This is a genomic window from Streptococcus mitis subsp. hohhotensis, assembly GCF_000722775.1.
In the GTDB taxonomy this organism is placed as follows: domain Bacteria; phylum Bacillota; class Bacilli; order Lactobacillales; family Streptococcaceae; genus Streptococcus; species Streptococcus carlssonii.
The window spans coordinates 772,961-798,370 of record NZ_JPFZ01000009.1 but is presented as its reverse complement, the minus strand read 5'-3'; the positions used below and the strand labels follow the sequence as shown (position 1 = coordinate 798,370).

Annotated in this window: 31 protein-coding genes; 25 read left to right on the top strand and 6 right to left on the bottom strand. The window is 38.6% G+C overall.

The window, feature by feature from the left end:
* The first annotated feature begins 29 nt into the window (after positions 1–29).
* From SK608_RS06530 to SK608_RS06515, 4 genes are read left to right on the top strand one after another with little or no spacing between them, the layout of a single operon-like run.
* Positions 30–818 (top strand): alpha/beta fold hydrolase, encoded by a 789-nt coding sequence (locus tag SK608_RS06530; RefSeq protein ID WP_033677491.1) that lies wholly within the window; start codon positions 30–32, stop codon positions 816–818.
* A gap of 30 nt (positions 819–848) precedes the next feature.
* Positions 849–1,367, top strand: a complete 519-nt coding sequence (gene rimM, locus SK608_RS06525; RefSeq protein ID WP_033677489.1) for a ribosome maturation factor RimM — start codon at positions 849–851, stop codon at positions 1,365–1,367.
* A complete protein-coding gene (trmD, locus tag SK608_RS06520) occupies positions 1,357–2,073 on the top strand; it encodes a tRNA (guanosine(37)-N1)-methyltransferase TrmD (RefSeq protein ID WP_033677488.1) in 717 nt (238 codons plus the stop codon). Before rimM ends, trmD begins: the two co-directional genes overlap by 11 nt.
* A gap of 14 nt (positions 2,074–2,087) precedes the next feature.
* Positions 2,088–2,426, top strand: coding sequence for an ATP cone domain-containing protein (locus SK608_RS06515; protein WP_001196038.1), 339 nt, complete (start codon positions 2,088–2,090; stop codon positions 2,424–2,426).
* Positions 2,427–2,456: 30 nt separating this feature from the next.
* Here SK608_RS06515 and SK608_RS06510 read toward each other — a convergent pair whose 3' ends face one another.
* Positions 2,457–2,777 (bottom strand): hypothetical protein, encoded by a 321-nt coding sequence (locus tag SK608_RS06510; RefSeq protein ID WP_033677486.1) that lies wholly within the window; start codon positions 2,775–2,777, stop codon positions 2,457–2,459.
* 98 nt (positions 2,778–2,875) lie between these two features.
* Between SK608_RS06510 and SK608_RS06505 the strand changes: the two genes are divergently transcribed.
* Positions 2,876–3,091, top strand: coding sequence for a YdbC family protein (locus SK608_RS06505; RefSeq protein WP_033677484.1), 216 nt, complete (start codon positions 2,876–2,878; stop codon positions 3,089–3,091).
* A gap of 53 nt (positions 3,092–3,144) precedes the next feature.
* On the opposite strand, the gene SK608_RS06500 is transcribed toward SK608_RS06505, so the two are convergent.
* Entirely contained in the window at positions 3,145–3,681 is a 537-nt protein-coding gene (locus SK608_RS06500; RefSeq protein ID WP_033677482.1) for a biotin transporter BioY, read from the bottom strand.
* A 433-nt stretch (positions 3,682–4,114) separates the two neighbouring features.
* Here SK608_RS06500 and SK608_RS06495 point away from each other — a divergent pair, with 433 nt between their 5' ends.
* From SK608_RS06495 to SK608_RS06480, 4 genes are all read left to right on the top strand, one after another.
* Positions 4,115–4,453 (top strand): hypothetical protein, encoded by a 339-nt coding sequence (locus SK608_RS06495; protein ID WP_000746106.1) that lies wholly within the window; start codon positions 4,115–4,117, stop codon positions 4,451–4,453.
* 65 nt (positions 4,454–4,518) lie between these two features.
* Positions 4,519–6,501 (top strand): ABC transporter permease, encoded by a 1,983-nt coding sequence (locus SK608_RS06490; RefSeq protein ID WP_033677480.1) that lies wholly within the window; start codon positions 4,519–4,521, stop codon positions 6,499–6,501.
* Positions 6,498–7,121 carry an ATP-binding cassette domain-containing protein gene (locus SK608_RS06485; RefSeq protein WP_000151033.1) on the top strand — a complete coding sequence of 208 codons (624 nt, stop codon included), beginning with the start codon at positions 6,498–6,500 and terminating at the stop codon, positions 7,119–7,121. The genes SK608_RS06490 and SK608_RS06485 overlap by 4 nt, the downstream gene beginning before the upstream one ends.
* Positions 7,118–7,618 (top strand): hypothetical protein, encoded by a 501-nt coding sequence (locus SK608_RS06480; RefSeq protein ID WP_000721122.1) that lies wholly within the window; start codon positions 7,118–7,120, stop codon positions 7,616–7,618. The genes SK608_RS06485 and SK608_RS06480 overlap by 4 nt, the downstream gene beginning before the upstream one ends.
* Before the next feature lie 165 nt (positions 7,619–7,783).
* Here the strand turns inward: SK608_RS06480 and gor are convergent, their stop codons facing one another.
* Positions 7,784–9,130: a glutathione-disulfide reductase gene (gene gor, locus SK608_RS06475; RefSeq protein WP_033677475.1), complete on the bottom strand. Its 1,347-nt coding sequence runs from the start codon at positions 9,128–9,130 to the stop codon at positions 7,784–7,786.
* A 289-nt stretch (positions 9,131–9,419) separates the two neighbouring features.
* On the opposite strand from gor, the gene SK608_RS06470 reads away from it, so the two are divergent.
* The 7 genes from SK608_RS06470 (at position 9,420) to SK608_RS06440 (ending at position 16,967) form a co-directional block, all read left to right on the top strand.
* On the top strand, positions 9,420–10,628 hold the full coding sequence (locus SK608_RS06470) for an efflux RND transporter periplasmic adaptor subunit (protein WP_033677796.1): 1,209 nt from the start codon (positions 9,420–9,422) through the stop codon (positions 10,626–10,628).
* Entirely contained in the window at positions 10,612–11,313 is a 702-nt protein-coding gene (locus tag SK608_RS06465; protein WP_033677473.1) for an ABC transporter ATP-binding protein, read from the top strand. The genes SK608_RS06470 and SK608_RS06465 overlap by 17 nt, the downstream gene beginning before the upstream one ends.
* Before the next feature lies 1 nt (position 11,314).
* Entirely contained in the window at positions 11,315–12,574 is a 1,260-nt protein-coding gene (locus tag SK608_RS06460; RefSeq protein WP_033677471.1) for an ABC transporter permease, read from the top strand.
* Positions 12,575–12,697: 123 nt separating this feature from the next.
* Positions 12,698–14,695 (top strand): methionine--tRNA ligase, encoded by a 1,998-nt coding sequence (gene metG, locus SK608_RS06455; protein ID WP_033677470.1) that lies wholly within the window; start codon positions 12,698–12,700, stop codon positions 14,693–14,695.
* Positions 14,696–14,826: 131 nt separating this feature from the next.
* Positions 14,827–15,147, top strand: a complete 321-nt coding sequence (locus tag SK608_RS06450; protein ID WP_000665414.1) for a PadR family transcriptional regulator — start codon at positions 14,827–14,829, stop codon at positions 15,145–15,147.
* A gap of 3 nt (positions 15,148–15,150) precedes the next feature.
* Positions 15,151–15,966 (top strand): hypothetical protein, encoded by an 816-nt coding sequence (locus SK608_RS06445; protein WP_033677467.1) that lies wholly within the window; start codon positions 15,151–15,153, stop codon positions 15,964–15,966.
* A gap of 74 nt (positions 15,967–16,040) precedes the next feature.
* Entirely contained in the window at positions 16,041–16,967 is a 927-nt protein-coding gene (locus SK608_RS06440; protein WP_033677465.1) for an aldo/keto reductase, read from the top strand.
* A gap of 420 nt (positions 16,968–17,387) precedes the next feature.
* Here SK608_RS06440 and trhA read toward each other — a convergent pair whose 3' ends face one another.
* Together trhA and SK608_RS06430 are read right to left on the bottom strand one after the other, a co-directional pair.
* A complete protein-coding gene (trhA, locus tag SK608_RS06435) occupies positions 17,388–18,035 on the bottom strand; it encodes a PAQR family membrane homeostasis protein TrhA (protein ID WP_033677463.1) in 648 nt (215 codons plus the stop codon).
* A complete protein-coding gene (locus SK608_RS06430; RefSeq protein WP_033677461.1) occupies positions 18,032–18,478 on the bottom strand; it encodes a DUF1836 domain-containing protein in 447 nt (148 codons plus the stop codon). The genes trhA and SK608_RS06430 overlap by 4 nt, the downstream gene beginning before the upstream one ends.
* Before the next feature lie 134 nt (positions 18,479–18,612).
* Between SK608_RS06430 and SK608_RS06425 the strand changes: the two genes are divergently transcribed.
* The 7 genes from SK608_RS06425 (at position 18,613) to trxB (ending at position 22,967) form a co-directional block, all read left to right on the top strand.
* Complete coding sequence (locus tag SK608_RS06425) at positions 18,613–19,107, top strand: GNAT family N-acetyltransferase (RefSeq protein WP_033677458.1); 495 nt, start codon at positions 18,613–18,615, stop codon at positions 19,105–19,107.
* On the top strand, positions 19,107–19,625 hold the full coding sequence (locus SK608_RS06420) for a methylated-DNA--[protein]-cysteine S-methyltransferase (RefSeq protein ID WP_033677456.1): 519 nt from the start codon (positions 19,107–19,109) through the stop codon (positions 19,623–19,625). Before SK608_RS06425 ends, SK608_RS06420 begins: the two co-directional genes overlap by 1 nt.
* 5 nt (positions 19,626–19,630) lie before the next feature.
* A complete protein-coding gene (locus tag SK608_RS06415; protein WP_000889092.1) occupies positions 19,631–19,987 on the top strand; it encodes an arsenate reductase family protein in 357 nt (118 codons plus the stop codon).
* Positions 19,988–20,144: 157 nt separating this feature from the next.
* A complete protein-coding gene (locus SK608_RS06410) occupies positions 20,145–20,945 on the top strand; it encodes an amino acid ABC transporter permease (protein ID WP_001103447.1) in 801 nt (266 codons plus the stop codon).
* Complete coding sequence (locus tag SK608_RS06405) at positions 20,945–21,688, top strand: amino acid ABC transporter ATP-binding protein (protein ID WP_000590982.1); 744 nt, start codon at positions 20,945–20,947, stop codon at positions 21,686–21,688. Before SK608_RS06410 ends, SK608_RS06405 begins: the two co-directional genes overlap by 1 nt.
* Positions 21,689–21,765: 77 nt before the next feature.
* On the top strand, positions 21,766–21,990 hold the full coding sequence (locus tag SK608_RS06400) for a DUF4059 family protein (protein ID WP_000926599.1): 225 nt from the start codon (positions 21,766–21,768) through the stop codon (positions 21,988–21,990).
* A 65-nt stretch (positions 21,991–22,055) separates the two neighbouring features.
* Positions 22,056–22,967: a thioredoxin-disulfide reductase gene (trxB, locus tag SK608_RS06395; RefSeq protein ID WP_033677454.1), complete on the top strand. Its 912-nt coding sequence runs from the start codon at positions 22,056–22,058 to the stop codon at positions 22,965–22,967.
* A gap of 112 nt (positions 22,968–23,079) precedes the next feature.
* On the opposite strand, the gene SK608_RS06390 is transcribed toward trxB, so the two are convergent.
* Positions 23,080–23,265 (bottom strand): hypothetical protein, encoded by a 186-nt coding sequence (locus SK608_RS06390; protein WP_023943021.1) that lies wholly within the window; start codon positions 23,263–23,265, stop codon positions 23,080–23,082.
* A gap of 225 nt (positions 23,266–23,490) precedes the next feature.
* Between SK608_RS06390 and rpiA the strand changes: the two genes are divergently transcribed.
* Together rpiA and SK608_RS06380 are read left to right on the top strand one after the other, a co-directional pair.
* Positions 23,491–24,174 (top strand): ribose-5-phosphate isomerase RpiA, encoded by a 684-nt coding sequence (rpiA, locus tag SK608_RS06385; RefSeq protein WP_033677451.1) that lies wholly within the window; start codon positions 23,491–23,493, stop codon positions 24,172–24,174.
* A gap of 23 nt (positions 24,175–24,197) precedes the next feature.
* On the top strand, positions 24,198–25,409 hold the full coding sequence (locus tag SK608_RS06380; protein ID WP_033677449.1) for a phosphopentomutase: 1,212 nt from the start codon (positions 24,198–24,200) through the stop codon (positions 25,407–25,409).
* Position 25,410 lies beyond the last annotated feature (1 nt).

The window sequence follows — 25,410 nt, the reverse complement described above, 5'->3', positions numbered from 1 at the left end:
TTCATTATATAGAACGAGTGGATTTCTTTATGAAGAGGTTTGAAGTATCTACAGAGATTGGTAGTCTCTCTGTTACTTATCAAAAGCAAAAGAAAATGCTAGTTTGTTTAAGTGGCGCAGGTTTTCTACCAAGTTATGAAAATTTTTCACTTATACTTGAAAAACTTCCTCCTACAATTGGTTATTTGACAATTGATTTTCCGAACACAGGTAGGAGTCCGATTCATGACCAAGCTGGAAAAAATCTAGATAATCTTGCAGATGCGGTTTATGAAGTACTTGAAGAATTAGGGATTTCTGAATATATACTTTGTGTACATAGTTTGAGTGGAATTTTAGCTTGTAAATTGCTCAACAAACCAATTAAGTGTCAGGCTTTAGTAGCAATGGAGCCGACAACTAAAAAAGTCATGTTTGCTGATTTTTCAGAAAATCCTTATCCAGAAATGGAAGAGCAGATGAGACTGATTGACGAGTATGGTCCTGAACTTTATTTTAGGAACTTAACTCAAGCAACATTTAGCCCTGAAATTAATAAAGAAATCTGGGAAATAATGCAAGAAAAAGGGTCAGAGTTGGAAAAGCAAGATTCAGGATTTCAGATATCTGGAGAGATTACTGAGGAAGATTTTGAGAATTTGTTGATAGAATCTCATGTCCCTGTATTTATTTTTTGTCAGCCTTATAGAGAAAAAGAGTACAGAAAATCAGAATATTGGACTTCCAATACTAAACTCGTTTTAGGAGGGAATCACCATTATTTACAATGGTCAGAATCAGAAAAAATTGCGACTATTATTCGAGAATTGTCAGAATAAGATGGAAAGAAGGAGACTATAGGAGACAAGATGAACTACTTTAATGTTGGGAAAATCGTCAATACGCAGGGGTTGCAGGGTGAGATGCGAGTTTTGTCTGTGACAGATTTTGCAGAAGAACGGTTTAAAAAAGGGGCTGAGCTGGCCTTGTTTGATGAAAAAAATCAGTTTGTTCAAACAGTGACCATCGCTAGCCACCGTAAACAGAAGAACTTTGACATTATTAAATTCAAAGATATGTACCATATCAATGCTATCGAAAAGTATAAGGGATACAGTCTCAAGGTCGCTGAGGAAGATTTGAATGTCCTAGATGATGGTGAATTTTATTATCACGAGATTATCGGTTTGGAAGTCTATGAGGGTGATAACTTGATTGGAACCATCAAGGAAATCCTGCAACCAGGTGCCAACGATGTATGGGTGGTCAAACGAAAAGGCAAGCGTGATTTGTTATTGCCTTATATCCCACCAGTGATTCTCGATGTTGATATTCCAAATAAACGGGTCGATGTGGAAATTTTAGAAGGGTTAGACGATGAAGATTGATATTTTAACCCTCTTTCCAGAGATGTTTTCTCCACTGGAGCACTCAATTGTTGGAAAGGCACGTGAAAAAGGGCTCTTGGATATCCAGTATCATAATTTTCGAGAAAATGCTGAAAAGGCCCGTCATGTCGACGATGAGCCCTACGGAGGCGGTCAGGGGATGTTGCTCCGAGCGCAACCTATTTTCGATGCCTTTGATGCTATTGAAAAGAAAAATCCGCGCGTCATTCTCCTAGACCCAGCTGGCAAGCAGTTTGATCAGGCTTATGCTGAGGATTTGGCCAAAGAAGAGGAACTGATCTTTATCTGCGGTCACTACGAAGGGTATGATGAGCGAATTAAGACCTTGGTGACAGATGAGATCTCTCTGGGCGACTATGTCCTGACTGGTGGAGAGTTGGCGGCCATGACCATGATTGATGCGACGGTTCGCCTGATTCCAGAAGTGATTGGCAAGGAGTCTAGCCATCAAGATGATAGTTTTTCTTCTGGCCTTCTTGAATATCCTCAGTACACACGTCCCTATGATTATCGAGGTATGGTTGTACCAGATGTATTGATGAGTGGTCACCATGAAAAGATTCGTCAGTGGCGCCTGTATGAGAGTTTAAAGAAAACCTATGAACGCAGACCGGATTTGCTTGAACATTATCAACTGACAACAGAAGAAGAAAAAATGCTGGCAGAAATTAAAGAAAACAAATAATAAAGGAGAAACCTATGCAAGTAATCAAACGTGATGGTGAAATTGCTGAATTTAATCCAGATAAGATTTACCAAGCTATCTTAAAGGCAGCCCAGACTGTCTATGTATTGACAGATGATTTGCGTCAAAACCTTGCACAAGTCACTAAGAAAGTGGTTTTGGATTTGGAAGAAGCCAAGGTGGAACGTGCTACCATCAGCATGATTCAGTCTTTGGTTGAACATCGTTTACTGGGAGCAGGCTACATTACCATCGCAGAACACTATATTTCCTATCGTCTACAACGTGACTTGGAAAGAAGTGGTTATGGAGATCATATCGCAGTCCATTTACATTTTGAACAAATTCGCTAAGAAAAAAGAGTGGGATGAAGCAACTACATCTCACTCTTTCTTAAATCTATTTTTTTGGGCTGTTTGGACGGTTGAAGGGACAAATCGTAGGCGTTGAATATCGCTTATACGGATAATACGGGTCACATTTTTAGCAAAATTTTTCACGATAATTTGCTGGCGTTGCTGATCGTATTTGATGATATCACCTGTAAAACTTGTCTCTGACAAGATAAGGTGAACAGCGGTTTGTTTCTGGATAGCCTCTTCAATAGTGGCTGTAAGGGAGTTACTTTCAGTATGGTCTGGTTCTTCATGTCCATTTAAAAAGTCATGTATTTTATCTAGCATTTGCTGGAATTTATGTCTCATAGTGGCCTCCCTTCTTTTATATCAATATTATATAAAATTTTCCTAAAATCTACAAGATTTTACGAATAATCAAATGAAAGCTAAAAAAGGAGAAGAAAATGGCAGAATTTACATTTGAAATCGAAGAGCACTTGTTGACTCTTTCTGAAAACGAAAAAGGTTGGACCAAGGAAATCAACCGTGTGAGCTTTAATGGTGCTCCTGCAAAGTTTGATATTCGTGCTTGGAGTCCAGACCATACGAAGATGGGCAAAGGGATTACTCTCTCCAATGAAGAATTTCAAACAATGGTGGATTCCTTTAAAAGCAACTAGATTTTCAAAATGAAAGAAAAGGATATTGAGTTATGACAACTCGATATCCTTTTTTAGTTAGCAAAGTAAGCTTGATTTTTAAGGCGTTGAAGTAATGGACGGCTAATAAAACTAATAGCAATCATTTTACCAAGATCTGGGATGATAAAGGGAAATACCCCCACAGCAAGAGCTTTTTCAAATGGCATTCCAGCTAGGAAATGCAAGCTGAGAATCCCTCCGACAAAGACAAGGGCATCACCCAAGAGGTTTGCAAGAAAAATCTTGACAACACCACTCTTGCTGTTAGTTAGGGAAGAAGTAAGTCCAGAGTAGACAAGATAAAACCAAAGATAACCTGCAGTAGGACCAACCAACGCCTGCAATCCAGCTCCACCTCCTGCAAAGACAGGAAGACCGATAGCACCTAGAAGAAGATAGAGTCCGACAGAAAGTACAGCCTCTCTCGGTCTAAAGACAGTAGCAATCAAGCCGATTGCAAAGTTTTGCAGAGTGAAGGGAACAGGTCCAATTGGAAGGGTGATTTGTGCCAATACAGCAATGAGAGCAGCCCCAATAGCAGGGATGGCATAAACGTGAGCTTTTTTCAAAATAGTTAACCTCTTTTCTGATATATAGTAACTATTATACTTAAATCAACACTATTGTCAACCTATTTAAGTAACATGGGTAACAAAAAACTGTAACGGCCGATTTGATTGACAAGAGAAATTTGATAATTGTTTTTTATCGATTTGTAAATCAGTTTTATATATAGATAATCCCATTTTATACATAAAAAATATACTATAAATACTTGACAAACTAAAAAATAAGTGCTACATTAATAAATGTAAACGGATACATTTATATGTGTTCAATTTTAAAAGGAGGGGTAGTTATGAGATATTTTAACGACTCTAGATACAATAACGGTGATTAAAAACCTAAATATAATCAATTCATATTAAAGTAATATGGATGGACTAAAAAGGGGACTGTTGCTTATTCTTCATCAAATATTTTAATTAAAGAAGAAGTAAAATGAAAAAAAGAATTAACAAGAAAGCATCTGTTTTTCTAGTCGCAAGTGTTTTAAGTTTTAGCTTTGCTACTGTAGCTAGTATTGTTAGTGCAACTACAGCACACCCTGCTCCAAGTCCCATTATTGATGTATGGGAATATGGTGTAAATGATAACTCTGGTTATTCGAATTACTTTGTTAGTTCTCCAGATAATATTGGTTCAAAATCTTCAGTAACGAATTTTTGGGGAACAGTTAAAGCTCAGGATAAACAAGATTATGGATGGGCATATTCAAGTGCTACAAAATCTTGGAGCGATGTTCGATTAAATGCATATTGGGATTATTATAGATTTTAAAAATAATTTATGAAAACAAGAGACCCAATTATAAAATAGGGTCTCTTGTAATATGGTAATTGCTTATGAAATTAAAATTATGTATCATTGGATTCTTCTTCTGTTTGATTGCTGCAATTGGTTGGGTCACTATTAGCGATACAGAAATGCCCATACCTTTACCAATTGATGGTGCTTTTTCTATTCAAGGAAAAAGCAATCTTTCAAATAACGAAATATACGAAATGGTTCGTGATTTATCAAAATCGGAAAAGGTTACCATTTACAAGCCCATCGTTCAGAGTTCGGGTCAGTTGAGGTATGTAAATTTTGATGATGTAAATAATGAACAATTAAAGTCAACACCAATAATAGGGATGTATTACACCCTTGGGAAAATGGATATAGATAGTTTGAAACCACTTACGATGACGGGGTTGCAAACAGTATATATGGCTTATCCTTGGTATATAGGAGGAATCTTACAATTTACTGGAACTTTAAGAATACTGTTAATGGGTTCAATTTACTTAACTTTATTAGTTGTGTTATTTGTTGTTAGAACGAAGCAGATTAAAGAAGGAGTGATACGACGTTCTTTGGGATTGCCTGTATACGATCTAAGAAGAGATTATGGTATTTCTCTTATTTTTGAACTGATTATGATGGCTTTATTGATGATTTCTTACAGTTCTTTTTTGGGAAATGGTTTCTTCACCTATAGTTCTAAGTTATTTTTCTCTCTGATTTTAACGAATTTTATACTATTTCAAATCATTGATCTCATCACCTTTGTTTTATTTTGGTTGACGATTCAGGTTGAAAAGCCTATTGAAATTATTAAAAACAAGGCAAAAAATAAACTTATTTTTGTCGTATGGCTTGCCATTATTTCGATTATTATCCTTATCTCAGGAGTTTTTTTACAAGAAACAAAGAGTAGTCAATCCAGTATTAACATTCAGATACAGAATTTAGTACCATGGGACACAGTAAAAGACTGGAGAAGGATTGAGTTCCTTGGAATTGAAAGTAACTCTACTAAAAATGGAGAAGTTAATGATTCGGATGGTCAGTATCTACAGATAGCTGCTTCCTTAAAAAACTTAGATTATTTATATATAGATCGATCCTCAGCATATGTTCCAGATTTCATGAAAACTTCACATGTTATGGAAAATTTTTCTAAACAATTAGAAAATGACGGAATAACGAATCCAGAAATAAATAAAGAGTTGATTTATATCAATCAAACAGGTGCTAACCTACAAAATAAAGTGAATGGAACAAACTATCATCTTTTAGATAATAAGATAGCAACCATTTATATTCCTGAGAAATGGAAAGAAAATCAGAAATCTATTGAGAATACAGTTGTAGCAGAACAATTTATTGGAACAAACTATACAAAAGAAGAAATTGCAGTACAAATAATTCCTGATGGTGATAAAATTTTTTATTTCAATGAAGATGCTGATGATAATCATAAAATGAAAGAGCTTTTACCAATGGCAAGTGTAGCAGATAGCACAGATAACATTGTTGTTGTGTTAGATACGGACAAAATGATTGAAAACAACAAGTTTTCTTTGGCTAGTAATATAACAACTAAGTCTCTTTTTAGTCCTGAGGCGGTAAATAAAATAAATGAAATGGCTACCCAGTTGAATGTTTCAATGAATCCAGTAGATGTTTACCAAATTGTGAAATTAAAGATCCAGTCCTTAGAGCACCAAATTCTACTTTCACAAATTTTGCAGAAGATAATTTACAGTATTGTCTTTATACTCATTTATCAATATGTCCAACTTTATATTACCCTAAAACAGAATGAATATGTGAAGAAAATCATTTTAGGTCTGTCAAAAACATATATAGCAATTTCAAGTCTCAAGTATTTTATGATGACTATTACAATCGTTATCCTATTTACATTTCTTATGACAGGTCAAATAGAGTTGCTATATATTGGTCTTGCTTCTCTGCTCGTTTTGATGTTGTCAATAATCATGAGTTTTAGAAAATTATCTGAAAGCTACACTAAAATTTTAAAAGGAGATGAAACATGACAATTGACCTTTTGAACGTTTCAAAAAGTTTCGGCTCAAAAAAGATCTTTACAGACTTAAATTTAAAATTTGAATCTGGAAAAAGTTATGCATTGATTGGAGGTTCTGGCTCTGGTAAAAGTACCCTTCTTAATATTATAGGAAGATTAGAAAAAATTGACAGTGGGAATGTTTTAGTTGATAAACAAGATATTTGGAAGATAAAAGAAAGAACTTTTTTTAAAAATACTGTTGGATATGTATTTCAGAATTATTCTTTAATAGATAACAAAACAGTATATGATAATTTGAAACTTATCACTAAAGACAAAAAAACAATAACTGATGTACTTGAAAAAGTAGGACTGTCAAGTGACTATTTACATCAAAAAATATATGAATTGTCTGGAGGGCAGGCTCAACGTGTAGCTATTGCCAGAATGTTAATGAAACCACGTAAAATTATCTTAGCAGATGAGCCTACAGGAGCTTTAGATGGTGAGATTGGAAAAGAAATTATTCGTTTATTATTGAATGAAAGAGATGAAGATAAATATGTCATTATAGCGACGCATGATCCAGCTGTCTATAACGAAGTTGATGTGATCATTGATATGAAAGATATAGGGGATAATGTATGAAAAAGATAATTTATATTGCTTTGATCTTTGTAGCTGGAATGCTTGCCATTTTCTTCTTTGGAAAACAAATGATCACAAAAGAAAATACCAATAAACCAACACTGGAGTTAATAGTCTATACGCTTTCTTCTAGTGATACAGAAAAATGGAATAAAGTGAAACAAGTAGAAACGGAAGAAGCTACATATATCATAACTGTGAAAGAAGTAGCGTCTTCAGAAGAAGTATTTTCAAACATCATTGCAAATGGAGCTGCTGCGGGGTTCGGAGTTCGTGAAGAAGAAGTGAAGCAATTTAATAATAATTTAGGAGACACTATTGAGGACTCTAAGCATAATAAACTCATTGGAATAGAATTTTTTACTTTTTCTAATGCTGACGAGGGATTTGTAGTAGCAAATTTTGACTACGGTAGTGAAGAGTTGAATTCTCAGAAAAAAGATATGAAAGAGTTATATAAAAAAATATATGAATCTTTTAAAGAAAAGAATAAATGATTGTGTTATAATCCTTATATTTTGTTATGGTTTGTTAATTGATTTTTGCATATCTTATTTCAACATACTATAAAATAAAACATAAGAAAACGAGTATCTCCAACTACGGCAATACTCGATTTTTGATATTTAGAAGTGTTTTTTGCTCTGCTTCTTTTATTTCGATTAACGCATAGTTACAAATTCTTCAGATGCAGTTGGGTGAATCGCCACAGTTGCGTCAAAGTCGGCCTTGGTTGCTCCCATTTTGATAGCAACAGCAAATCCTTGAATCATTTCATCAACACCATAGCCAATTCCATGAAGTCCGACAACTTTTTCTTCTGAACCAGCTGTGATCAATTTGAAACGTGTTTCTTGACGGTTGTCAGTGCAAGCAGAGTACATAGACGTAAAGCTTGATTTGTAAACCTTGATTTGATCTTGACCGTATTCTTTAATAGCTTGTTCTTCTGTCAAACCAACAGTTCCGATAGCAGGGTGTGAAAAGACAACAGTTGGAATAGTTGTGTAGTCCATTTTTGCAGTTGTTTTGCCGTTAAAGAGACGTTCAGATAAAGTACGTCCAGCCTTGATAGCAACTGGAGTCAGTTCTTTTTCGCCTGTTACATCACCTAAAGCGTAGATTCCCTCAACAACAGTATTTTGGTATTCATCTACTTGGATAAAGCCACGTTCGTTCAGAGTCACCCCAGCTTTTTCAAGTTGCAAGCTCTTAACGTTTGGACGGCGGCCTGTAGCCCAGATAACTTGGCTAGCTGTGTGACTAGTACCATCTTCGAAATGAATGGTAATGCCTTCAGCAGTTTTTTCTAACTTGACAGGGACTTTGTGAGTATGAAGTGGTAAGTTTGTTCTTTCCATTTCCTTGACCAAACCTTCAACGATGTAAGAATCAAAACCACGTAAAGGACGATCGCGGCGAACAAAGAGGTCTGTCTTGACACCAAAGGTGTGGAGTACGCCAGCCAATTCAACGGCAATATAACCAGCGCCTAGAATTGCAACTGACTCTGGCAATTCTTCCCAAGCAAATACATCATCAGAAGAGCCACCTAGTTCAGCACCAGGAACGTCTGGAATACTTGGATGGGCACCAGTAGCAATCACGATATGTTTAGCACGAATCAGTTCACCATTTACGCTAACAGTATGAGAATCTACAAATTCAGCATGACCTTCAATCAAGTCTACTCCGTTGCGTTTAAAACTGCCATCATAAGAAGAACGAGCGCGATCAATGTAGGCTTCACGATTGCGACGTAGGGTTGCAAAGTCAAAGTTAAGATCAGTAGTCTTAAAGCCGTAGTCTTCTCCAAATTGATGGAAAGTCTCAGCGATTTGCGCCCCGTACCACATGATTTTTTTAGGAACACAGCCGACATTGACACAGGTTCCACCTAATTTCTTTTCCTCAATAACGGCCGCTTTGGCCCCATGTTCACCAGCACGGTTCATGGTAGCAATTCCTCCGCTACCTCCACCGATAGCAATGATATCATATTCTCTCATTGAAAACTCCTTTATACTCTTTTAAATAGTAGAGTGTCATTTTTTGATAGTCATATTCTATCTTTTTTTTGATGTGATTGCAAAAATCTGCTACGTTCAAAAAAATTAAAGAAAAGGCTTGCAAAAAAGAAAAATAAAGTGTATTATATAACTAGTACAACGATTGTAAAATAAATTCCGAACAATAATTAAATCCTGAAATGTCATTATTTCGTTCTGAAATGTTATTGTTTCAAATTGATAATTTTTGTATAATATTGTTAAGAACTTTAAATCAAAAAGGAGTTTCATTATGAAAAAGAATGGTAAAGCTAAAAAGTGGCAATTGTATGCAGCAATTGGTGCTGCAAGTGTAGTTGTATTGGGTGCTGGGGGCATTTTGCTCTTTAGACAACCTTCTCAGACTGCTGTAAAAGATGAGGCTACTCATCTTGTTGTTGCCAAGGAAGGAAGCGTCGCATCCTCTGTTTTATTATCAGGGACAGTAACGGCAAAAAATGAACAATATGTTTATTTTGATGCTAGTAAGGGAGATTTAGATGAAATCCTTGTTTCTGTGGGTGATAAGGTTAGTGAAGGACAGGCTTTAGTTAAGTACAGTAGTTCAGAAGCACAGGCGGCATATGATTCAGCTAGTCGAGCAGTTGCTAAGGCAGATCGTCATATCAACGAACTCAACCAAGCGCGAAATGAAGCCGCTTCAGCTCCGGCTCCACAGTTGCCAACGCCAGCAGGAGGCGAAGGAGCTGCAGGGCAAACTCCAGCTCCAGTCTCAGGAAATGCAGTGTCATCTATTGATGCGCAACTAGGTGATGCTCGTGATGCTCGTGCAGATGCAGCAGCGCAATTAAGCAAGGCTCAAAGTCAGTTGGATGCCATGACGGTTCTCAGTACCTTAGAGGGAACTGTGGTCGAAGTCAACCGTAATGTTTCTAAATCTCCAACAGGAGCTAGCCAGGTGGTAGTTCATGTCGTTAGCAATGAAAACTTGCAAGTTAAGGGTGAACTATCTGAATATAACCTTGCCAACCTCTCTGTAGGACAAGAAGTAACCTTTACTTCTAAAGTTTACCAAGATAAGAGCTGGACTGGTAAGATTAGCTACATTTCTGACTACCCTAAAAACAATGGTGAAGCAGCAAGTGCAGCTACTGCCGCAGCAGGCGGTAACTCTGGTTCTAAATATCCATATACCATTGATGTTACAAGTGAAATCGGTGATTTGAAACAAGGATTCTCAGTAAGTGTTGAGGTCAAGAATAAGAGTAAAGCCATTTTGGTTCCTCTAACAAGTATTGTGACTGAAAATGATAAGAACTATGTCTGGGTGCTTGACGAGCAGAAAAAGGCCAAGAAAGTGGAAGTTGGTTTGGGTAATGCTGATGCAGACAACCAAGAAATCACTTCAGGTCTGACAAATGGAGTCAAGGTCATCAGTAACCCAACGTCTTCTCTAGAGGAAGGAAAAGAGGTGAAGGCTGATGAAGAAACTAATTAGTTTAAAAAATATCTGCAGAAGCTACCGTAATGGTGACCAAGAACTGCAGGTTCTCAAAAATATCAACCTAGAAGTGAATGAGGGTGAGTTTGTCGCTATTATGGGACCATCTGGTTCTGGTAAGTCCACTCTGATGAATACGATTGGCATGTTGGATACACCAAGCAGTGGAGAGTATTATCTTGAAGGCCAAGAAGTGGCTGGCCTTGGTGAAAAACAACTAGCCAAGGTCCGTAACCAACAAATCGGATTTGTCTTTCAGCAGTTCTTTCTTCTATCCAAACTCAATGCTTTGCAAAATGTAGAATTGCCCTTGATTTACGCGGGAGTTTCGGCTTCAAAACGGCGCAAGTTAGCTGAGGAATATTTAGATAAGGTTGAATTGACAGAACGTAGTCACCATTTGCCTTCAGAATTATCTGGTGGTCAAAAGCAACGTGTAGCTATTGCGCGTGCCTTGGTAAACAATCCTTCTATCATCTTAGCAGATGAACCGACAGGAGCCTTGGATACAAAAACAGGTAACCAAATCATGCAATTATTAGTTGAACTAAATAAAGAAGGAAAAACCATTATCATGGTAACGCATGAGCCTGAGATTGCAGCCTATGCCAAACGTCAGATTGTCATTCGGGATGGAGTTATTTCGTCTGACAGTGCTCAGTTAGAAAAGGAGGAAAACTAAGATGCAGAATCTGAAATTTGCCTTTTCATCTATTATGGCTCACAAGATGCGTTCTTTGCTTACCATGATTGGAATTATCATTGGTGTTTCATCAGTTGTTGTGATTATGGCTCTGGGTGATTCTATGTCTCGACAGCTCAATAAAAATATGACCAAATCTCAGAAAAATATCAGTGTCTTTTTCTCTTCTAAAAAAAGTAAAGATGGATCTTTTACTCAGAAACAATCAGCTTTTACGGTTTCTGGAAAAGAAGAGGAAGTTCATGTTGAACCACCAAAACCGCAAGAATCTTGGGTCAAGGAGGCAGCCAAACTGAAGGGAGTGGATAATTACTATGTAACCAACTCAACGAACGCCATCTTGACTTATCAAGATAAAAAGGTTGAAAATGCCAATTTGACAGGTGGAAACAGAACTTATATGGACGCTGTTAATAATGAAATTATTGCAGGTCGTAGTCTGAGAGAGCAAGATTTCAAAGAGTTTGCAAGTGTCATTTTGCTGGACGAAGAATTATCCATTAGTCTATTTGGATCTCCTCAAGAGGCTATTAACAAGGTTGTAGAAGTTAATGGTTTTAGTTATCGAGTCATTGGTGTTTATACTAGCCCAGAATCTAAAAATTCAAAAATATATGGTCTTGGCGGCTTGCCTATTACCACAAATATTTCCCTTGCTGCGAATTTTAATGTAGATGAAATTGCTAGTATTGTCTTTCGAGTGAATGACACAAGCTTGACTCAAACTCTGGGTCCAGAATTAGCACGAAAAATGACAGAGCTTGCTGGCTTGCAACAGGGAGAATATCAAGTAGCAGATGAGTCAGCTGCATTCGCAGAAATTCAACAATCGTTTAGTTTTATGACGACGATTATTAGTGCCATTGCGGGAATTTCCCTTTTTGTTGGAGGAACTGGTGTTATGAACATTATGCTGGTTTCGGTGACGGAGCGTACCCGTGAGATTGGTCTTCGTAAGGCATTGGGTGCAACGCGTGCCAATATTTTAATCCAGTTTTTGATTGAATCCATGATTTTGACTTTGCTAGGTGGAGTCATTGGTTTGACTATTGCAACAGGCTTAACAGCTATAGCTGGTCTACTCTTGCAAGGATTGATAGCGGGTATAGAAGTGGGAGTATCGATCCCAGTTGCCCTATTTAGTCTTGCAGTTTCGGCTAGTGTTGGTATGATTTTTGGGGTCTTGCCAGCCAATAAGGCATCGAAACTTGATCCAATCGAAGCCCTTCGTTATGAATAAGATCAACAAGATGGACACTTGTCTATCTTGTTTTTGTATGGATTTCCCTATCGAAAATCCTTAAAAATGTGATATAATGAAGTGTTAGAAAAACAGGTTTCATTTGCCTGGAAAGGAAAAATTATGTCTGAAAAGAATTTTTATATTACAACGCCGATTTACTATCCATCTGGTAAACTTCATATCGGATCTGCCTACACAACTATCGCATGTGATGTCCTAGCCCGTTACAAACGCCTGATGGGCTACGATGTCTTTTATCTGACAGGCCTTGATGAGCATGGTCAAAAGATCCAGCAGAAAGCTGAAGAAGCTGGCATCACACCTCAAGCTTATGTTGATGGGATGGCAGTTGGAGTTAAAGAACTCTGGCAATTACTCGATATCTCCTATGATAAATTCATCCGTACAACGGATGACTACCATGAAAAAGTAGTGGCGCAGGTCTTTGAACGCTTGCTTGCTCAAGATGACATCTACTTGGGTGAATACTCTGGCTGGTATTCAGTCTCAGATGAGGAATTCTTTACAGAAAGTCAACTTGCAGAAGTTTTCCGTGACGAAGCTGGAAATGTAACTGGTGGTATTGCTCCATCAGGTCACGAGGTTGAATGGGTATCTGAAGAATCATATTTCCTTCGCCTCAGCAAATACCAAGACCGCTTGGTAGAATTTTTCAAGTTCCATCCTGAATTCATCACTCCAGATGGTCGTCTGAATGAAATGCTTCGCAACTTCATCGAGCCAGGTTTGGAAGATTTGGCAGTTTCTCGTACAACCTTTACATGGGGTGTGCCAGTGCCATCTAATCCAAAACACGTTGTCTATGTTTGGATTGATGCCCTTCTTAACTATGCGACAGCGCTTGGATACGGTCAAGATGAACATGGTAACTTTGACAAGTTCTGGAATGGAACAGTCTTCCACATGGTGGGAAAAGACATCCTTCGTTTCCACTCAATCTACTGGCCAATCCTTCTTATGATGTTAGATATCAAATTGCCAGATCGTTTGATTGCTCACGGTTGGTTCGTCATGAAAGACGGCAAAATGTCTAAATCTAAAGGGAATGTCGTTTACCCTGAAATGTTGGTAGAGCGTTATGGACTAGATCCGCTTCGTTACTACCTCATGCGTAGCCTTCCAGTTGGTTCAGACGGAACCTTTACTCCTGAAGACTATGTCGGTCGTATCAATTATGAATTAGCCAATGACCTTGGAAACCTCCTCAACCGTACGGTTTCTATGATTAACAAGTACTTTGATGGGCAAATTCCAGCCTATGTGGAAGGTGTGACAGAATTTGACAATGCTCTTGCTCAAGTAGCTGCCAAATCAATCGCTGATTATCATACACATATGGAAGCAGTTGACTACCCACGTGCCCTTGAAGCAGTTTGGACGCTTATCTCCCGTACTAATAAATACATCGACGAGACAGCTCCATGGGTCTTGGCTAAGGATGAAGCACTTCGTGACCAATTGGCAAGTGTTATGAGCCATTTGGCAGCCAGTCTTCGTGTCGTAGCTCACTTGATTGAGCCATTTATGATGGAAACCAGTCGCGCGGTCTTGACTCAACTTGGCTTGGAAGAAGTAGCAAGCCTTGAGAATTTGAAATTGGCTGATTTCCCTGCAGATGTGACTGTAGTTGCCAAAGGAACACCAATCTTCCCACGTCTGGATATGGAAGAAGAAATCGCCTATATCAAGGAACAAATGGAAGGCAATAAACCAGCAGTCGAGAAAGAATGGAATCCAGATGAAGTTGAACTCAAACTAAACAAAGAAGAAATCAAGTTTGAAGACTTTGATAAGGTTGAAATCCGTGTCGCAGAAGTCAAAGAAGTGTCTAAAGTAGAAGGTTCAGATAAGTTGCTTCAATTCCGCTTGGATGCTGGTGATGGTGAAGATCGTCAAATCCTCTCAGGAATTGCAAAATACTATCCAAACGAACAAGAATTGGTCGGCAAGAAAGTTCAAATCGTTGCCAACCTCAAACCGCGTAAGATGATGAAAAAATATGTCAGCCAAGGTATGATCCTATCAGCTGAACATGATGGACAATTAACCCTTCTTACAGTTGATCCAGCTGTACCAAACGGAAGTGTGATTGGGTAAAAATAGACAGGACTAGTTCATGCTAGTTCTGTTTTTTGTTTAACTATTATGCTTTACAAACTAATGTGAAAGTGCTATATTATAGATGAAGCTACTAGTAGGTATTACAAAATAGATAGAAGGGGGAAGGGATGAAGGAAACTCAGCTATTAAAAGGTATTCTTGAAGGTTGTGTCTTGGATATGATTGGTCAAAAAGAGCGGTATGGTTATGAGTTGGTTCAGACTTTGCGAGAGGCTGGATTTGATACTATCGTTCCAGGAACTATTTATCCTTTGTTGCAAAAGTTAGAAAAAAATCAATGGATAAGAGGCGACATGCGCCCATCGCCAGATGGTCCAGATCGGAAGTATTTTTCGTTAACTAAAGAAGGAGAAGAGCGTGTCTCGGTCTTTTGGCAACAATGGGACGATTTGAGTCAAAAAGTAGAAGGAATTAAGAATGGGGGTTAAACCATGAAGAAAATGAAGTATTATGAAGAAACAAGCGCTTTGCTGCATGAGTTTTCTGAGGAGAATCAGCAGTATTTTGAGGAACTGTGGGATAGTTTTAATCTTGCTGGATTTCTCTATGATGAAGACTATCTCAGAGAGCAGATTTATTTGATAATGCTAGATTTCTCAGAAGCAGAACGAGATGGCATGAGTGCAGAGGATTATTTAGGTAAGAATCCTAAAAAAATAATGAAAGAGATTCTCAAGGAAGCACCACGCAGTTCTATCAAGGAGTCCCTTTTGACGCCAATTTTTGTCCTAGCGATATTACGTTACTATCATCTACTGGGTGATTTTTCTAAAGGTCCTCTCTTAACAGTCAATTTGCTTACTTTTTTAGGGCAACTTCTTCTTTTTCTGATTGGATTTGCTCTTGTGGCCACAATCTTACGTTGGGGCTTAGTCCAAGATTCTCCTAAAATGAAAATTGGCACCTATATTGTCGTTGGGATTCTTGTTCTGCTAGTTGTTCTGGGATATGTAGGAATAGGAAGTTTTGTACAAGAAGGAGCATTTTATCTTCCTGCTCCCTGGGATAGTTTGTCTGTCTTTACGATTTCCCTGGTCATCAGTATTTGGAATTGGAAAGAACCGATTTTTCGTCCATTTGTTAGTATGATTGTTGCCCATCTTGTGGCGGGTTCTCTACTCCGTTATTATGAGTGGATGGGAATTTCAAATGTTTTTCTTACAAAGATTATTCCTTTAGCTGTTCTTTTTATTGGCATTTTTCTCTTATTCCGTGGGTTTAAGAAGATAAAATGGAGTGAAATATAGTCAAAAAGCCGTTGCAAAGCGGTTTTTTGTTATAATGAAGGGAAGAATGTTAGAAATTTAAGGAGAAAAATTTGATGAGATACATAACTCTTGGTCAAGATAACAAAGAATTATCAGAAATTGTTCTCGGAATGATGAGAATAAAAGATAAGTCTGTAAAAGAAGTTGAAGAGCTTGTAGAAACAGCACTTTCTGTTGGAATCAATGCTTTCGACTTGGCTGATATATATGGTCGTGGTCGTTGTGAAGAACTGTTAGGTCTTGTTCTAAAAAATCGTCCAGATTTAAGAGAAGAGATGTGGATTCAGTCCAAATGTGGCATTCGCATTGAAGAATTTACATATTTTGATTTTTCTAAGGACTATATTATAAAATCAGTAGACGGTATTTTGCAAAGATTGAAGATTGATCATCTAGATAGCTTGCTTCTTCATCGACCAGATGCTTTGATGGAATCTGACCAAGTAGCAGAAGCCTTTGATCTCCTTTATAAACAAGGTAAGGTTCGAAATTTTGGAGTTTCTAATCAAAATCCTATGATGATGGAGTTACTTAAAAAAGATGTCAAGCAGCCGTTAGCTGTTAATCAGCTACAATTAAGTGCGGCTTTTACTCCAGGATTCGAATCAGGTTTTCATGTTAATATGGAAGATAGTCAAGCAACTATGCGAGATGGTAGCATTTTTGAATATTGCAAATTACACGATGTGGTCATTCAAGCATGGTCTGTCTTACAATTTGGGTATTTTAAAGGGAACTTTGTTGGAAATGAGAAATTTCAAGCTTTAAATCAAGTACTTGATCGTTTAGCTATTAAATATGGAGTAACCTCTTCAACTATTGCCATTTCTTGGATATTGCGTTATCCAGCAAAAATGCAGGCAGTTGTAGGTACCACAAATCCTAAGCACTTGAGAGAAGTTAGCCAAGCGGCAAACTTTAGCTTAACAAGAAAAGAATGGTATGAAATTTATCTTGCTGCAGGGAATAATTTGCCTTAGGAAAAAATGCATTTAAAGAAATTACAGTCAAAAAAACGTTGCAAAACGTTTTTTTGTTATGTGACCATTTGTCTGTCTTGATTCGTTAGGTAAGGTTCATTAACGGGTGATTATGCTTTAATACTCAATGAAAATCAAAAAGCAAACTAGGAAGCTAGCCGCAAGTTGCTCAAAACACTGTTTTGAGGCTGTAGATAAGACTGACGAAGTCAGTCACATATATACGGTAAGGCGACGCTGACGTGATTTGAATTAGTATAACTATTCTGATTTACATACTATCAGGGAAGCAGTATCCCATAATTGACGGCACGCTAGTAGGTACTATAAAATGGACTGGAGTGATTTTTGGATTTTGATTGGGTATAAAACATCATAGAGAATAAAAAATAGGATAGGATTTTTTGTCCTAAACTATTTTTACATGAAATAAACAATGGCGATGTATTGGAGTGCGGACGCAGCCAGGATAAAGAGATGCCAAATCATGTGGAAATAAGGTTTTTTCTTGGCGTAAAATCCAGCCCCAACTGTATAACAAAGTCCGCCAGTTACCATGAGACTCCAGAAAATTGGCGTTGTTTGACTGATAATGGCAGGAATGATAGCCAGAACCAACCAGCCCATAATCAGGTAAAGAGCAAGGCTGAATTTCTCATTGACCTTTTTAGCAAAGATTTTATAGAGAATACCAAAGATGGTCGTTCCCCATTGAATGGCAATAATTAGATAGCCAAACCAGTTATTCATCAAGGTCAAGACAACGGGCGTGTATGAGCCGGCAATGGCAACGTAAATCATAGAATGGTCGATGATTCTCAAGACGTATTTGTGGGTCGAACCATAGGCCATAGAGTGGTAAATGGTGGATGAGAGGAACATGAGAAAGAGACTAATAACGAAAATGGAAACTCCAATAGAGGATAAAAATCCGTGTGTCTCATAACTATAGGTGGATGAAATGGGGAGTAAGATGAGCATGATGACTGCACCTACGGCATGGGTCACGCTATTAGCAATCTCCTCTCCAAAACTGAGTTGTTTGCTGAGTTTAAGACTAGTGTTCATTGGATTGCCTCCTCTTCACTATGATCGATTAAGTCTAGAGTTTGATGATAGAGTTTAACGGTTTGGCAGCTGGTTTGGATAATAGGGTTAGCTGGATCAATTCCTTGGTTCATGTAGTCCACAAAAGCGTCGTAGAGTTGGTCTGAACTTGCTTGACTTTGTAGAGTATTAAGTGTCTGAGCTATTTCTTGAATAGAAAATACAGACTTGAGGGTTGTGATAGCAATCAAACGGGCAATCTGTTGGCGTTGGTATTTTTTCTTGTCAGGCTTTGTCAGATAACCATGTTTGACATAGTTATTGACCATGGATGCTGTCAGGCCCTTGTCTTTATCAGGAGAGATAGGGGAGCAGATCTGATTGACATAGAGTAAAACCTGGTCCAGATAGAGGTCAATGTTTGGAATTTCTGCCCATTTTGGGTAGGAAAAGGTAGTTTTCATTTCCAACTCCTTTTTATCTAGTTTTAATAACTAGATTATAAAATAACAAAAACAGAAAGTCAAGTTTTAACTGCTTGTAGAAAGACTTAAATTATGCTATGATGGGAGAAACTAGTCAGAAATGAGGAGAAAAGATGGAAATTCGTTTAGCTTTTCCAAATGAAGTAGATGCCATCATGCAGGTGATGGAGGATGCTAAAAAATGTTTAGCGGATGCTGGTAGTGACCAGTGGCAAAATGGCTATCCAAATGCTGATATTATTATTGAAGATATTATCTCAGGTCAAGCCTATGTAGCCTTGGAAGAGGGAGAACTGCTAGCCTATGCTGCTGTGACCAAGAGTCCAGAGGCAGCCTATGAAGCCATTTATGAAGGAAAATGGCAAGCTGGAGAGTCAGAGTACCTAGTCTTTCACCGTATCGCTGTGGCAGCAGATGTGCAGGGACAAGGAGTTGCTCAAACCTTCTTAGAGGGCTTAATTGAAGGTTTTGACTATCTTGATTTTCGTTCAGATACGCATGTTGCAAACAAGGCCATGCAACATATTTTTGAAAAACTCGGTTTTAAACAGGTTGGTAAGGTTCCAGTTGATGGCGAACGCTTGGCCTATCAAAAATTGAAGAAATAATGCAAAAGAAGTATGCAAAAATGCTCTACTCTTCGCCAATTGGTATTCTATCACTGGTAGCTGATGACCATTATTTATATGGAATTTGGATTCAGGAGCAGAAGCATTTTGAGAGGGGACTAGGAGATGAAACGATAGAAGCAGTTGTTAGTCATCCCATTTTAGACCCAGTTATTGCTTGCTTAGATGCTTACTTTAAAGGCAAGTCTCGGGATTTATCCGACTTGCCCTTGGCTCCAATCGGAACGGATTTTGAAAAGAGAGTTTGGTCCTATTTACAGGGAATTCCTTATGGTCAGACAGTGACCTATGGACAAATAGCCCAAGATCTGCAAGTGCCTTCTGCTCAAGCAATTGGTGGAGCAGTGGGGCGCAATCCTTGGTCTATCCTAGTACCTTGTCACCGTGTGCTGGGAGCAGGCAAGCGTCTGACAGGTTATGCTGCAGGAGTGGAAAAGAAAGCCTGGCTCTTGGAGCATGAAGGCGCAGATTTTAAAGATAGAAACAATAGAAAGTGAAAGACATGTTAGAATTTATCGAATATCCAAAATGTTCAACTTGTAAAAAAGCAAAACAAGAATTAAACCAACTCGGTGTGGACTATAAAGCCGTTCATATCGTCGAAGAAACACCTAGCCAAGAAGTTATTTTAAACTGGCTAGAAACCTCAGGTTTCGAGTTGAAGCAATTTTTTAACACCAGTGGAATCAAATACCGTGAATTAGGGCTGAAAGATAAGGTAGGAAGTCTGTCAAACCAAGAAGCAGCTGAGTTGCTAGCAAGCGACGGAATGTTGTTAAAACGACCCATTTTAGTAGAAAATGGAACTGTTAAGCAAATCGGTTATCGAAAACCTTATGAAGAATTGGGATTGAAATAGTTTTTATCTATCTCTTTGATAGATAAAATATATAACCTCCCTGTTTCAAAGTATGATAAACTAGTAGGTAGATAAAGTCTGTATCTGACCGTAGCAAATAATTTCATTGACGGCAGAAGTATGGTAGAATGAATCATTATCAGGAGAGGATGTTTTTATGAATGTTACAACGATTTTAGCATCAGATTGGTACCAAAACTTGATGCAATTGATTCCGGATGGCAAGCTGTTTAGCCTACGTTCGGTCTTTGATGGAATTCCGAGAATTGTCCAACAACTTCCAACAACGATCATGTTGACAATTGGTGGTGCTCTTTTTGGCTTGGTTTTGGCACTTCTTTTTGCCATAGTGAAAATCAATCGTGTCAAGATTTTATATCCCTTGCAGGCCTTCTTTGTTAGTTTCTTAAAGGGGACACCGATTTTGGTGCAACTCATGTTGACCTACTATGGAATTCCTTTGGCTTTGAAAGCTCTCAATCAGCAATGGGGAACTGGTTTCAATATCAATGCGATTCCAGCGGCTGTTTTTGCGATTGTCGCCTTTGCCTTTAATGAGGCAGCTTATGCTAGTGAAACCATTCGTGCAGCCATTCTCTCAGTCAATCCTGGTGAGATTGAGGCGGCACGCAGTCTGGGTATGACCCGAGCACAAGTTTATCGTCGAGTGATTATTCCAAATGCGGCCGTTGTGGCGACTCCAACCTTAATCAATTCCCTAATAGGCTTGACTAAGGGAACATCTCTAGCCTTTAGTGCGGGTGTTGTGGAAGTCTTTGCCCAAGCTCAGATTTTGGGTGGTGCCGATTACCGCTATTTTGAACGCTTTATTTCCGTTGCCCTAGTTTATTGGGTAGTAAATATCGGAATTGAAAGCCTTGGTCGTTTCATCGAGAGAAAAATGGCTATTTCTGCACCCGATACAGTGCAAACAGATGTGAAAGGAGACCTTCGTTAATGATTAAGATTTCGAATTTAAGCAAATCCTTTTCAGGACAGACTGTCTTGGATCATCTGAACTTGGATATTCAAAAAGGGGAAGTTGTAGCCTTGATTGGTTCTTCAGGAGCTGGAAAATCAACCTTCCTTCGTAGTCTCAATTATCTTGAAACACCTGACAGTGGCTCTATTCAGATTGATGATTTCTCAGTTGATTTTTCTAAAATCACTCAAGAAGAGATCCTTGCCCTACGCCGTAAGTTGTCTATGGTTTTCCAACAGTTTAATTTGTTTGAACGCCGAACAGCACTTGATAATGTGAAAGAAGGCTTGGTTGTTGTCAAGAAATTATCCGACCAAGAAGCAACCAAGATTGCCAAGGAAGAGTTGGCTAAGGTTGGGCTTTCAGACCGTGAAAACCATTATCCTCGCCATTTATCAGGTGGACAGAAGCAACGGGTTGCCCTAGCGCGTGCACTTGCGATGAAACCAGATGTCTTGCTCTTAGACGAACCAACTTCAGCCCTTGATCCAGAATTGGTCGGCGAAGTAGAAAAGTCTATTGCAGATGCTGCTAAGTCAGGTCAAACCATGATTTTGGTTAGTCATGACATGTCCTTTGTAGCTCAAGTTGCGGATAAGATTCTCTTCCTAGATAAGGGGAAAATCATTGAGTCTGGAACACCGGATGAGATTATCCACCATCCTAAAGAAGAGCGAACAAAAGAATTCTTCGCTAGTTACAAACGGACTTATATTTGATATAATAGATAAAGAAAAACTCAGTTAGCTGGACTAGCTGAGTTTACTCTTTAAAAAAGATAGAAATGAGAGAAATCATGCTACTGCAACTATTTTCTTTATATTTCGAGAGTTTGATCTTGACCACCATCCTCGTCCTGATTTTTTTAGGGATTTGGATTGGACTGAGAGCCATGTCGGGAGTTGATAAGACAGCCAAGGCTCGCCAAGCCCATCTCTATGATATGATTATGATTGGTGTCTTGGTTGTTCCAGTATTATCCTTTGCGGTTATGAGTTTAATTCTTGTTTTCAAGGCATAATCCTTGCGTGATTGACAAGAAAGAGTTAGAATAAAGATAGTTACAACAAGAAAGAAGGAAACTATATGTACGATACTATTATTATCGGTGCTGGACCTGCAGGTATGACTGCAGCCTTGTATGCTGCTCGAAGCAATCTGAAAGTAGCCTTGATTGAAGGTGGTTTGCCAGGTGGTCAGATGAATAATACATCTGATATTGAAAATTACCCTGGATACGCTAATATTAGTGGGCCAGAATTGGCAGAAAAGATGTTTGAACCACTTGAAAATCTTGGTGTTGAGCACATCTATGGTTATGTTGAAAATATAGAAGACCATGGTGATTTTAAAACAGTGATGACCGATGACCAAACATATGAAACACGTACAGTTATCGTAGCAACTGGTTCTAAACACCGTCCTTTGGGAGTACCTGGAGAAGAAGAACTGAACAGTCGTGGTGTTTCTTACTGTGCTGTGTGTGATGGTGCTTTCTTCCGCGACCAAGATTTATTGGTAGTTGGTGGTGGAGATTCAGCTGTTGAAGAAGCCCTCTTCTTGACTCGTTTTGCTAAAACTGTTACCATTGTTCACCGTCGTGACCAACTTCGTGCCCAAAAGGTTTTACAAGACCGAGCCTTTGCGAATGAGAAAGTCAGCTTTATCTGGGATTCTGTAGTCAAGGAAATCAAGGGTGAAAACAGAGTAGAATCTGTCGTATTTGAAAATGTGAAAACAGGTCAAGTGACAGAACAAGCCTTCGGTGGCGTCTTTATCTATGTTGGATTGGACCCTCTTAGCGATTTTGTTAAAGAATTGAATATTCAAGATCAGGCTGGTTGGATTGTGACAGATAATCACATGAAAACTGCAGTTGACGGTATCTTTGCGGTTGGAGATGTTCGCCAGAAAGACCTTCGCCAAGTAACAACAGCAGTTGGAGATGGAGCTATCGCTGGTCAAGAAGCTTACAAATTTATCACCGAACATAGTTAATTATAAAAACGCATAGTATCAGATTTACAAAAAATTTGACACTATGCGTTTTATTGTGGGAAAATTAATTTCATTTTCTACTAAAATTGAGTTTTGCCAGCCTCTTATATTTTTAGAAAAATCCTTTAATCTTGCTAACGAGTCCATCTAGACCTTCTGAACCGGAAATCAACTGCTGAGCTTGAGAGAAGTATTCTCCAAGTTGGTCTTGATTTTCTGCAACAAATGTTTTTGCAGCTTCGAAATCTTTTGTTTCGATTAATTCTTTTACTTGGTTAAACAAATCTAATGGGTTCATCCTATTTCTCCTTTTCTGTACTTAATTATTTAACCAGCTTTATGATAAAAAATCAACTGTTGCTGCTTTTGGCTAGGACTTGTTTTTATCTACAAGTTCTCATAACTAAGATTCTAACTACCAAAACAAGGTGGACATAAAAATGTTCGGGTTTTTCTAGTGTATCCATGAAATAAAAACGGATACATGATATAATAGAGATAGCTCTTTAATGGAGGTGTTTGAGTGGAAAATCTGAAGAAAATGGCAGGTATCAAGGCTGCTGAGTATGTCAAGGATGGCATGGTAGTCGGACTTGGAACGGGGTCTACTGCCTATTATTTTGTCGAAGAAATTGGTCGTCGTATCAAGGAAGAGGGGTTGCAGATTACAGCTGTAACGACTTCTAGTGTGACTAGTAAACAGGCTGAAGGGCTTAATATCCCGCTCAAGTCTATTGACCAAGTAGATGTTGTCGATGTGACGGTTGATGGAGCGGATGAAGTGGATAGCCAGTTTAACGGAATCAAAGGCGGTGGTGGTGCCCTTCTGATGGAAAAGGTTGTAGCAACACCCTCAAAAGAATATATTTGGGTAGTGGATGAAAGCAAGCTAGTCGAGAAATTGGGTGCTTTTAAATTGCCTGTAGAAGTGGTTCAGTATGGCGCAGAACAGGTCTTTCGTCGTTTTGAACGAGCTGGCTACAAACCAAGTTTCCGTGAAAAAGATAGCCAACGTTTTGTGACCGATATGCAGAACTTTATCATTGACCTTGCCTTGGATGTCATCGAAGATCCAATTGCCTTCGGACAAGAATTGGACCATGTCGTTGGCGTCGTGGAGCACGGCTTATTCAACCAAATGGTGGATAAGGTCATCGTTGCTGGACGAGACGGGGTTCAGATTTTAACTTCAACAAAAGCAAGATAACTAAAATAATAAGGAGATACACTATGTCAAAATTTAATCGTATTCACTTGGTGGTACTGGATTCTGTAGGAATCGGTGCTGCACCAGATGCCAATAACTTTGTCAATGCAGGGGTTCCAGATGGAGCTTCTGACACACTGGGACACATTTCAAAAGCAGTTGGTTTGAATATCCCAAACATGGCTAAAATCGGTCTAGGAAATATTCCTCGTGAAACTCCTCTTAAGACTGTACCGGCGGAAAGCAATCCAACAGGATATGCAACAAAATTGGAAGAAGTATCTCTTGGTAAGGATACTATGACTGGACACTGGGAAATCATGGGCCTCAACATTACTGAGCCTTTCGATACTTTCTGGAACGGATTCCCAGAAGAAATCTTGACAAAAATCGAAGAATTTTCAGGACGTAAGGTCATTCGTGAAGCCAACAAACCTTACTCAGGTACAGCTGTTATCGATGATTTTGGACCACGTCAAATGGAAACTGGAGAGTTGATTATCTATACTTCAGCTGATCCTGTTTTGCAAATTGCTGCCCACGAAGACATTATTCCTTTGGACGAATTGTACCGTATCTGTGAATACGCTCGTTCAATTACACTTGAGCGCCCTGCCCTTCTAGGTCGTATCATTGCTCGCCCTTATGTAGGTGAACCAGGTAACTTCACTCGTACAGCCAACCGTCGTGACTTAGCCGTTTCTCCATTTGCACCGACTGTTTTGGATAAATTGAATGAAGCAGGTATCGATACTTACGCTGTTGGTAAAATCAACGATATCTTTAACGGTGCTGGTATCAACCATGACATGGGCCACAACAAGTCAAATAGCCACGGAATTGACACACTGTTGAAGACTATGGGACTTGCTGAGTTTGAAAAAGGATTCTCATTCACAAACTTAGTTGACTTTGATGCCCTTTATGGCCACCGTCGTAATGCTCATGGTTACCGTGATTGCTTGCATGAGTTTGATGAACGCTTACCTGAAATTATCGCAGCCATGAGAGAGAATGACCTTCTCTTGATTACTGCGGACCACGGGAACGACCCAACTTACGCAGGAACAGACCACACTCGCGAATATATTCCACTTTTGGCCTACAGCCCTGCCTTTAAAGGCAATGGTGTCATTCCAGTTGGACATTTTGCAGACATCTCAGCAACAGTTGCGGATAATTTTGGTGTTGAAACTGCCATGATTGGTGAAAGTTTCTTAGATAAATTGGTATAAG